10 protein-coding genes are annotated in these 9,828 nt (G+C 69.0%); 6 read left to right on the top strand and 4 right to left on the bottom strand.

Annotated elements, in window-relative coordinates:
- Positions 1-27: 27 nt before the first annotated feature.
- Entirely contained in the window at positions 28-867 is an 840-nt protein-coding gene (locus U9J39_RS18705) for an IclR family transcriptional regulator (RefSeq protein WP_115682188.1), read from the top strand.
- Positions 868-884: 17 nt separating this feature from the next.
- Here the strand turns inward: U9J39_RS18705 and U9J39_RS18710 are convergent, their stop codons facing one another.
- Positions 885-1,703 (bottom strand): phytanoyl-CoA dioxygenase family protein, encoded by an 819-nt coding sequence (locus tag U9J39_RS18710; RefSeq protein WP_116313311.1) that lies wholly within the window; start codon positions 1,701-1,703, stop codon positions 885-887.
- Between the two features lie 264 nt (positions 1,704-1,967).
- Here U9J39_RS18710 and U9J39_RS18715 point away from each other — a divergent pair, with 264 nt between their 5' ends.
- Genes U9J39_RS18715 through U9J39_RS18725 form a run of 3 tightly spaced genes read left to right on the top strand, consistent with a single transcriptional unit; the run spans position 1,968 to position 5,898 of the window.
- Positions 1,968-2,894, top strand: coding sequence for an AAA family ATPase (locus U9J39_RS18715; RefSeq protein ID WP_116313310.1), 927 nt, complete (start codon positions 1,968-1,970; stop codon positions 2,892-2,894).
- A 5-nt stretch (positions 2,895-2,899) separates the two neighbouring features.
- Complete coding sequence (locus tag U9J39_RS18720) at positions 2,900-3,931, top strand: DUF58 domain-containing protein (protein WP_115711936.1); 1,032 nt, start codon at positions 2,900-2,902, stop codon at positions 3,929-3,931.
- Positions 3,928-5,898, top strand: coding sequence for a transglutaminase TgpA family protein (locus U9J39_RS18725; RefSeq protein ID WP_326347741.1), 1,971 nt, complete (start codon positions 3,928-3,930; stop codon positions 5,896-5,898). Before U9J39_RS18720 ends, U9J39_RS18725 begins: the two co-directional genes overlap by 4 nt.
- A gap of 227 nt (positions 5,899-6,125) precedes the next feature.
- On the opposite strand, the gene U9J39_RS18730 is transcribed toward U9J39_RS18725, so the two are convergent.
- Both U9J39_RS18730 and U9J39_RS18735 read right to left on the bottom strand, forming a co-directional pair.
- Complete coding sequence (locus tag U9J39_RS18730) at positions 6,126-6,458, bottom strand: hypothetical protein (RefSeq protein WP_018004792.1); 333 nt, start codon at positions 6,456-6,458, stop codon at positions 6,126-6,128.
- Positions 6,459-6,729: 271 nt separating this feature from the next.
- A complete protein-coding gene (locus U9J39_RS18735) occupies positions 6,730-8,196 on the bottom strand; it encodes a DegQ family serine endoprotease (RefSeq protein ID WP_326347742.1) in 1,467 nt (488 codons plus the stop codon).
- Positions 8,197-8,375: 179 nt separating this feature from the next.
- Between U9J39_RS18735 and U9J39_RS18740 the strand changes: the two genes are divergently transcribed.
- Both U9J39_RS18740 and U9J39_RS18745 read left to right on the top strand, forming a co-directional pair.
- Positions 8,376-8,852, top strand: coding sequence for a MarR family winged helix-turn-helix transcriptional regulator (locus tag U9J39_RS18740; RefSeq protein WP_326347743.1), 477 nt, complete (start codon positions 8,376-8,378; stop codon positions 8,850-8,852).
- A 48-nt stretch (positions 8,853-8,900) separates the two neighbouring features.
- Positions 8,901-9,323 carry an organic hydroperoxide resistance protein gene (locus U9J39_RS18745; RefSeq protein ID WP_018004795.1) on the top strand — a complete coding sequence of 141 codons (423 nt, stop codon included), beginning with the start codon at positions 8,901-8,903 and terminating at the stop codon, positions 9,321-9,323.
- 61 nt (positions 9,324-9,384) lie between these two features.
- Here the strand turns inward: U9J39_RS18745 and U9J39_RS18750 are convergent, their stop codons facing one another.
- Positions 9,385-9,672, bottom strand: a complete 288-nt coding sequence (locus U9J39_RS18750) for a GIY-YIG nuclease family protein (protein ID WP_326347744.1) — start codon at positions 9,670-9,672, stop codon at positions 9,385-9,387.
- Between the last annotated feature and the right edge of the window lie 156 nt (positions 9,673-9,828).

The raw sequence follows: 9,828 nt of genomic DNA on the forward strand, positions 1-9,828 counted from the left end.
TCCGGCGAACCCCGCCGGGCTACGCAGATGGCCAGTCCCACCGATTCCCGCCAGACCCCGCCGCCAGCATCGCCGACCGCCGACAGCGCCGCCGCGCCCGAAAAGCCGAGCGACAGCTATGTGCAGTCCTTTGCACGCGGGCTGTCGGTGATCCGCGCCTTCAACGCGCAGCACCCGGCCCAGACCCTGACCGAAATCGCCCAGGCCAGCGGCCTGACACGCGCCGGCGCGCGCCGCATCCTGCTGACGCTGGTGGGGCTGGGCTATGTGCAGGCAGACGGGCGCCTGTTCCGGCTCACGCCCAAGATCCTGGACCTGGGCTTCGCCTACCTGACCTCGATGCCGTTCTGGAACCTGGCCGAGCCAATCATGGAGACGCTGTCGCAGCAGGTCCATGAAAGCTGCTCGATCTCGGTGCTGGACGGCACCGAGATCGTCTACGTGCTGCGCGTGCCGGCGCGCAAGATCATGACCATCAACCTGTCGATCGGCAGCCGCCTGCCGGCGTATTGCTCTTCGATGGGACGGGTGCTCTTGGCCGGGCTGAGCGAGCCCGAGCTCGACAGCGTGCTGCGCGCCACCGACCTGCGCGCGCGCACCGGGCGCACCGTGACCGACGTGGACGCGCTCAAGGCCATCGTCGCCGATATCCGCCAGCGCGGCTGGGCCCTGAACGACCAGGAGCTGGAAGAGGGGCTGGTATCGCTGGCCGCGCCGATCCGCAACCGCGCCGGCCACACCATCGCCGCCATCAACATCAGCGGCCAGGCCAACCGCACCAGCGCGCAGGAGATGCTGGAGCGCTTCCTGCCGCCGCTGCTAGAAGCTTCCGAGAAGATTTCCGGGCTGGTCGGACTGCGCACCTGAGCGCGCGCCGCGCCGGCTCAGACCCCAGGCAACTCCACGCTGCCGAACTCGGCCGAGCGCGTGCCATCCAGCGGCCGGTTGCTGGCGCCGAAATACGCGAACGCCACCGACAGCTTGACCGCGTTGGACGCATTGCGGCCGGCCGCGTGGAACAGCCGGCTGTCGAAACACAGCACATCGCCACGATGCAGCACCAGCGGCTGCGCGGCATCCAGCAGCGGCTGGCTGGCCGGGTGGGCTTCGATCAGGAATTCGGCTGGGTCCAGCTGGCCGGGCTCGAGCCTGGCCTGGTGCGAACCCGGGATGACGCGCAGCACGCCATTGCGCTCGTCCTCGTCGCCCAGCGCCAGCCACACCGTCACCAGTTCCGGCCGCGCAAACGACCAGTAGCGGGTATCGCGGTGCCAGCCGGTCTGGCTGCCATAGTGCGGGTGCTTGGTCATCACGCAGTTGTGATGCGCCAGCGTGATGCGCGCAGGCTCGCCGAGCAAGGCCTGCACCACCGCCACCAGCTTGGGATCGCTGGCCCAGCGGCGGAACACCGCATCGCGCCCGTAGGCCTGGCGCAGGCGCCTGACCGTGCCGCCGCCGGCGGCGTCGCGCGTGGCCGGGGCGCCCGGATAGCCGAGGTCGGCCTCGAACTCCACCGGCGGCACCGCCGCGGCGAGATGCTGGCGCGTCACCGCCTCCAGCGCCGCGCACGCCGGCTCGTCGGCAAAGCCGCGCAGGATCACGAAACCGTTGGCATGGAAGGCCTGCACCAGGCGCGGCAGCGCGCCGGCGTCGGCGGACAGGGTGGAAGCGGGCAGGTCGGCGCAGGGATCCAGCGAGGTCATTGCAGCAGGCGCGGCGCACGGCCACGCAAAGAGGCGGAAACAGGAACAGGGGCCGCGGTGGCCCGACAGGCTCATGATGCCAGAAGCGGCGCCATCTGGCGCAGGCGCCGCATCCGCAGCCTGAACTCCGCCCCGGGCCGGCGGCCGCCTGCGTACGGCAACAGACGGTCGCGCTTGCGGTGCGCGCCGCTACAATGCGCTGGTCTTTGCCCGATAATTCCTGCATCCACCGCGATTTTTTCAGGCTCCGCGCCGAGGTCCCACGTGACTGCACGCCCCCGCATCGTCGCTTCGCTGGCCGAGGCCCAGGCCCAGCTGGGCCGCATTGTCCTTGGCAAGCCACAACAGGTGCGGCTGGCGCTGGCCTGCATGCTGGCACGCGGCCACCTGCTGCTGGAAGACGTGCCGGGTGTGGGCAAGACCACGCTGGCGCACGCGCTGGCGCGCACGCTGGGGCTGCACTACCAGCGTGTGCAGTTCACCAGCGACCTGTTGCCGGCCGACCTGATCGGGGTTTCGGTCTTTGTCCGCGACGCCGGCGAATTCCGCTTCCACCGCGGCCCCGTGTTCGCGCAGGTGGTGCTGGCCGACGAGATCAACCGCGCGCCGCCCAAGACCCAGAGCGCGCTGCTCGAGGCAATGGCCGAGCGGCAGGTCACCCATGACGGCGCCACGCATCCGCTGCCGTCGCCGTTTTTCGTCATCGCCACGCAGAACCCGCTGGAGCAGATCGGCACCCATGCGCTGCCCGAATCCCAGCTGGACCGCTTCACCATGCGGCTGTCGCTGGGCTACCCGGACCCCGCCTTCGAGCGCGTGCTGTACCTGGGCGGCGCCAGCGCGGCGGAACTGCCGCCGGTGATGGATGGCAGCCAAGTGCTGGCGCTACAGGAAGCGGCCGCGCAGGTGTACGCCAGCCCGGCGCTGGTCGATTACGTGCTGGCGCTGGTGCAGGCCACGCGCAGCCACGGCGGCTTTGCCGCGGGACTGTCGCCGCGCGCCGGGCTGGCGCTGCTGGCCTGCGCGCGCGCCTGGGCCCTGCTGGCGCAGCGCGACCTGGTGCTGCCCGAAGACGTGCAGGCGGTGTTCATGGCCGTGGCCGCGCACCGCCTGTTGCCGGCCGGCGCCGGCGGCCACGCCGCCGTCGATGGCCAGCTGGCCGCGCTGCTGGCCGGCGTGGCGATTCCCTGAGCGCCATGGCGGCGCGCAAGGGCGTGCTCGGCGGCACGCCACGCCTCGCACCGCGCCGCGCCGCAAGCCGGCGTCCTGCTGGTGGCGCTGGCGGCGTGGTGCTGCTGGACCGCCGCCATCTCTATATCCTGCCCACGCGCGGCGGGGTCGGCTTTGCGGTGGTGCTGGCCGCGATGCTGATGACCTCGCTGAACTACAACATCAGCCTGGGTTTTGCACTGACCTTCATGCTCGCGGGCATCGGCATGTCATGCATGTGGCTGGCCTACCGCAACCTGCTCGATCTCGCCGTCGCCGCGGGGCCGGTGGCGGCGGTCCATGCCGGGGAGGACGCGATCTTCCAGGTGCGCGTCGACAGCCGCGGTGGCGACGCGCGCGTGGGCATCGAAGCGCGCCTGCCCGCCATGCCGGAAGTCGCCGCCGCGACGCTGACGCTCGATGCCAATGCCAGCGGCATGCTGGCACTGCACGTGCCGGCGTCACGCCGGGGCCGCCTGGCGCTGCCGCGCGTGACGATCGCCAGCCGCTTTCCGTTCGGCCTGTTCCATGTCTGGAGCCATGCGGACCTGGAAATGTCGACGCTGGTCTACCCCGCGCCGGAAGCCGACGCACCACCACCGCCGCCCGCGCACCGCCCCGACGATGGCGACGACGCGCACGCTGCCGCCAGCACCACGCACAGCGAAGACGGCATCGACCAGCTGCGCCGCTACCGCAGCGGCGACCCGCTGCACCGCATCGCCTGGAAGCACAGCGCGCGCACCGGCCGCTGGCTCAGCCGCGCCGGCGATCCGCCGCGGCAGCCGGCGCGCTGGCTGGACTGGCACGCGCTGCCCGCCGGCATGGAGGCCGAGGCCCGGCTGTCGCGGCTGTGCGCATGGCTGCTTGCCGCCGGCGACGAAGTCGAGATCGGCCTGCGCCTGCCCGGCATCGAACTGCCGCCGGCGCGCGGCGCCAGCCACCGGCGCGCGTGCCTCGAGGCACTGGCCTTGTGGCCGCAGCGTCCTGGCACAGCGCGCGCTGCGGAACCCGCATGAAACCCGCGCCCCGGCCGCTGCGGCATGAAGACCACGGCCTGCTGCTAGGACAGCTGGCACTGGTGCTGGCGCCGCAGGCGCGCACGCTGCCGGTGGCGGTCAGCCTGCTGCTGGTGCTGTTGCTGGCGTGGCGCTGGCTGCTGTGGCGGCGGCGCGCGCCGCTGCCGTCGCGCTGGATGCTCGGCACCACCGCGATGCTGGTGCTGCTGGTGGCGTGCGCGCTGGTGTGGCAGGACGGGGGAGGCATCGGGCGCGAGCTGGCGGTGGCGTTGCTTGGCGCCTTTGTCATCCTCAAGCTGCTGGAATGCCGCGCGCTGTCGGACGCAACCCTGGTCACGCAGTTGTCGTTCTACCTGCTGCTGACGCTGTACCTGTCCGATCAGCCGTTCTGGCTGGCGCTGTACAGCCTGGCCATCGGCGCCTGGGTCCTGCGCAACTGGCTGTTGCTGCATCACCCCGAGGCGCGCAGCCGGCTGGCGATCTGGCCGCTGCTGGGCCGCATGGCGCTGCTGGGCCTGCCGTGGGCGCTGGCGCTGTTCGTGCTGTTCCCGCGCCTGGAGCACCCGCTGTGGCAGCTGCCGCAATCGGTGCAGAGCGGCACCACCGGCATCAGCGACACCATGCGCCCGGGCAGCGTGGGGCAACTGATCCGTTCGTCCGAAATCGCCCTGCGTGCGGAAATTGCCGGCCCGCCATTGCCCGTGTCGGCGCTGTACTGGCGCGCGCTGGTGCTGTGGGAATACGACGGCACCACCTGGCATCCGTCGCGGCTGCGGCGGCAGCAACTGGCGCCGGCGGCCAGTACCGGCGGCACGGCCGACATCGACATCAGCATCACGCTGGAACCCAGCCGGCAACGCTGGCTGTTCGTGCTCGACCGCGGCCAGGCGCTGTCCGCCGGCGCGGATGCCGCGATCACGCCAGACGGCGAGTTCATGGCACGCCGGGCCGTGGACCAGCGCGTCCGCTATCGCACGCATTCCACGTTGTCGCCGCCGGCGGAAGCGCTGCCGCCGGCCACGCTGCGGCTGGCGCTGAGCCTGCCCGCCGGCAATCCGCGCGCCCGCGCTCTGGGCGCGCAATGGGCACAGCGCCATGCCAATCCCGCGGCGCGCGTGCAGGCCGCGCTGCGGCTGTTCGCGGCGGCGCCGTTCGCTTATACGCTCGCCCCGCCGCCGCTGGGAGCCGAACAGATCGACAGCTTTGTGTTCGACACCCGGCGCGGCTTCTGCGAGCACTACGCCAGCAGCTTCGTGTTCCTGATGCGCGCCGCCGGCGTGCCGGCGCGCGTGGTCACGGGCTACCAGGGCGGCGAGTACAACCCCATGGCCAACCACTACGTGGTGCGCCAGTCCGACGCGCATGCGTGGGCCGAGGTCTGGCTGGATGGCCGCGGCTGGATACGCGTGGACCCGACCAGCGCGGTCGCGCCCAGCCGCATCGAGCAGGGGCTGGATGCGGTGGTCGGCAACGAAGCCGCCGACTGGCGTCCGTCGCGGCAACCGGGATGGCTCAAGGATTTGCGCTGGGCCTATGAGGGCATGGTCTACACCTGGCAGCGCTGGGTGCTGCAGTACGACCATGCGCGACAGCAGCGGCTGCTGCAGGCGCTCGGCACCAGTGCCGGTGCCGGACCGCTGCTGGCCGCCGTGCTCGGCATGCTGTGCCTGCTGGCGCTGGTGCCGCTGTGGCGGCGTCGCGCGCCCGCGGATCCGGTCGGCGCGGCCTATGCGCGCTTCTGCGCCGTGCTCGCCCGCCATGGCTGCACGCGCGCGCCGGCCGAAGGCCCGCAGGATTTTGCGGCGCGGGCCAGCGAGCAGCTGCCGCGCGCCCGCGCGGCGATCGCCGCAGTCAGCGCCGCCTATGTCAGCCTGCGCTACGGCAACCTGCCGGCCGAAACGCAGGCGCAGGTTCTGGCGTCGATGCGGGCGGGCATCCGCGGGATCTCTGCGGCATTGCGTCGGTAGCGGGCGCGTGCATGTTGGGCGCGCCGATCACGCAACAGGCCACACCGATCGCTGGCGAGGATATCTATCGGCTGCTTGCCGCTTGCCAGAACTGCGCCGGCCGCAGGCTACGCCAGGGGACTACAGAAACTACCGGGAAGATCAGGGAGAAGCGAAGGCGCCGCGCGCGAAGGGTGGGCGCGGACGGGTCGCAGTGCCGGCGAACGCGGCACCGGCGAAGATCCTGCTCAGAACAGCGACAGCTGGCGCATGCCGAAACCGATGGTCTCTTCCACGCGCGCACGGGCGTGGGCCAGCGAGCCTTCCGCGCCGGAGTAGTTGCCGGCGGCCCAGTGGTAGACCACCGGCAGCTCGCCGCGCTCGGACAGGCGCACTTCGCCAAGCTTGTCGCCACGCTCGTTGCGGTAGAAGTGGGAACGGTAGCCGCGCTCCCAGTGCGGGGCGACCTCTTTCTTGCGCCGCCGGGGCTTCGGCGCGGAGCCGGTGGCAGACGTCGTGGACGTCAGCCGCCGCGCTCTATCGGTACCCGGCATCGGGGCACGGGTGAAATCCAACTGCATAGACTTCCTCTTTGTCGATTCAGCAGAACCAGGGCCGGCGGGGGCTGCCGCCGCATGCTTCGTGCATCGCAGTCGAGATGATACCTGCTGGCGCGCTTTCTGTAAGCAGTTCGTTGCGCTGAATCCCGCCTCCGGTAAGGCTTAGCGGGCCGTATACCCGCACGTATACCCACTCGTAAACGTGCTGGTATACGTGCGGGTATACGGCCCGCGAGGACGTCAAAGCCTTGCTGGTTAACGACTTGCGGGCACGCAGCGGTGCCCGCAAGGATCAACCCAGATCGAGCGGAATGAAAATGCGCGCATCATCGCGCTGCACCAGCAGCGCCACCTGCTTGCCCGATTTGCCCACCAGCGCCCGCAGTTGATCGACCGATGCAATCGGCGTGCCGTTGAGCGACAGGATCACGTCGCCGGGCTGGATGCCCACGCGCGCGGCGGGACCGGTCACGTCCTCGACCACCAGGCCGCCTTCGATACCGCTTTCGCGCTTCTCCGCCGGCGACAACGGGCGCACCGCCAGCCCGAGCCGGCCATTGGCCTCCTTGCCGCCCGCTTTTTGCGCCACCGCCTGGTCACGCGCAGTGCCGACCGTCACCGACAATGTCATCGGCTGCCCCTTGCGGATGATCTTCAGCGAGCTCTGCGTGCCCGGCTTGATGTCGGCCACATGCTCAGGCAGGTCGCCCGAATGATCGATCACGTCGTTGTCCAGCTGCACGATGACGTCGCCGGGCTTCAGTCCCGCGCGCGCGGCGGGACTGTCAGGCTCGACCGAGTTGACCAGCGCCCCGGTCGGCTTGGGCAGGCCGAACGACTGCGCCAGCGCCTGGTTGACCTCCTGCACGCTGATGCCGAGGCGCCCGCGCGTGACCTTGCCGTGCGCCACCAGTTGCTGCTGCACCTTGGTCGCCACGTCGATCGGGATCGCGAACGAGAGGCCCTGGTAGCCGCCGGTCTGGCTGTAGATCTGCGAGTTGATGCCGACCACCTCGCCGCGCTGGTTGAACAGCGGACCGCCCGAGTTGCCGGGATTGACGGCCACGTCGGTCTGGATGAACGGCACGTAGGTGTCGTCAGGCAGCGAGCGCGACTTCGCGCTGACGATGCCCGCGGTCACCGTGTTCTCGAAGCCGTAAGGCGAGCCGATCGCCAGCACCGGCTCGCCTACGCGCACCTGCGACGGGTCGCCCAGGCGCACGGTCGGCAGCTCCTTCGCATCGATGCGGATCACCGCCACGTCGGTCTGCGGATCGGTCCCGAGCACCTTGGCCTTGAACTCGCGGCGGTCGGTCAGCTTGACGGTCACTTCCTGCGCCCCGTCGACGACGTGCGCATTGGTCAGGATCAGGCCGTCCGGGCTGACGATAAAGCCGGAGCCCTGCCCGCGCACCAGTTGCTGCGGGCCGCCCTGCGGCCCCTGGAACTGCGGGCCGAAGCGCTTGAAGAACTGGAACAGCGGATCGTCCGGATCGATGCCGGGCGGCATCTGCACCGCCGTGCGCTGGGCGCGCGCTGTCACGCTGATATTGACCACCGCGGGTCCGTACTGGGCGACGATGCCGGAGAAGTCCATCGGCCTGGCCACGGCAGCCGCCGGCTGGGCGGCTGCCACCACGGGCGCGGGAGCCGCGTACCCCGGGGGGATGACTTCTCGCTGCAGATAGGCATAGCCGCCGCCGAGCGCGGCCAGGGCTGCGATACCAACGGCGGTGCGAGCAATGGTCTGGCGCATCATAGGTGTTCCTTTCCTTTTAGCATCTGGCGTCGGCACGATGCGACGCAACACCGTCATGCTAGCGACCAAGACTTAAAACAGACTTAAGGCCAAGGCCGTCATCCAGCGTGCCCCTCCCATCCGGCTCACGTCCCGAAAATTTATCTTGCGCACAATCTAATTGTGTCTAATATATCGGTATGGAACGCGACAACGAACCCATCACCGACTGGCTTTTGCTGGATCACCAACTATGCTTTGCGCTGTATTCGAGCTCGCTGGCGATGACCAAGCTGTACAAGCCACTGCTAAGTGAGCTTGGGCTTACTTATCCGCAGTATCTCGTCATGCTGGTCTTGTGGGAGACGGAAGCGTTGTCGGTCTCGGAACTCGGCAACCGCCTGGCGCTGGATTCGGGCACGCTGACGCCACTGCTGAAGCGGCTCGCCGCAACGGGGCTGGTCGAGCGCACGCGGGACGCAGCGGACGAACGCCGGGTCCTGGTCAGCCTGACCGACACCGGCCGGGCACTGCGTCAGCGCGCCGAGAAAATTCCTGAACAGATGTTATGTGCCACGCAATGCCCGGTCGAAGAGATCCAGGCGCTGACGCGGCGCTTGCATGCACTGCGGTCGACGCTCGAACAAGCGCGGACCGATTCCAGCCTGCCGGACTGACGGCAGGTATTGATACCGCCCCTGCGGGCAACCAAACCGGAGCCTTAGATGAAACTCGAGAAAGTCGTATATACCGCCCATGCCACTGCCACCGGCGGCCGCGATGGCCGTGCCACCACGTCCGACGGCCAGCTCGACGCCAAGCTCGCCGTGCCCAAGGAGATGGGTGGCGCGGGTAACGGCCTGAATCCCGAGCAGCTGTTTGCAGCCGGCTATTCGGCTTGCTTCCTCGGTGCGATGCGCTATGTCGCCAGCCAGCAGAAGATCAACGTGCCTGCCGATGCATCGATCCAGGGCGCGGTCGGCATTGGCCCGATCCCCCAGGGCTTCGGTATCCAGGTCGAGCTGAAGATCTCCCTGCCGGGCTTCGAGCGCGAAGCGGCCGAGAAGCTGGTCGAGCAGGCGCACCAGGTGTGCCCATACTCGAACGCAACGCGCGGCAATATCGACGTCACGCTGACCGTGGTCTGAAGCAAGCCACGAAGAAAAAGGCCCGCATCGCGCTTGCGATGCGGGCCTTTTTTGCTTGATCTCACGCTGTCTGCTGGTCCACGTCGAGGGTCGGCAGCTGCGCGCAAAATGACCGCTTCTGCGCGGAACTCATGCGTTTGATTTCGATTTCCGCCCTTAACGCCTCAGATTTAGTGGCGAAGCGCAACTGGCCAAGCACGCGGATGGGCTTGCGCGAGCGCGTATATTTGGCGCCTTTTCCGGACTGGTGTTCGGCGAAGCGGCGCGCCACATCCGTGGTAATGCCGGTGTAAATCGAATCGCCGGTGCATTCGAGCAGATAGAGATACCAGGCGCAGTCAGCAGACATGATGGAAATGGAGGACTGCGGTAATGGTATTACGGCTTCGCGACGACGGCGCGCGCAGCATTTCCGCCGCGCCAAAGCAAAAACCCCTCGCAGCACACGCTGTCGAGGGGTTTTGCACAATAAGAGCCTGGCGATGACCTACTTTCACACGGGAAT

Origin of the sequence: Cupriavidus sp. SS-3 (assembly GCF_035818815.1) — a bacterium.
Lineage (GTDB): Bacteria > Pseudomonadota > Gammaproteobacteria > Burkholderiales > Burkholderiaceae > Cupriavidus > Cupriavidus taiwanensis_C.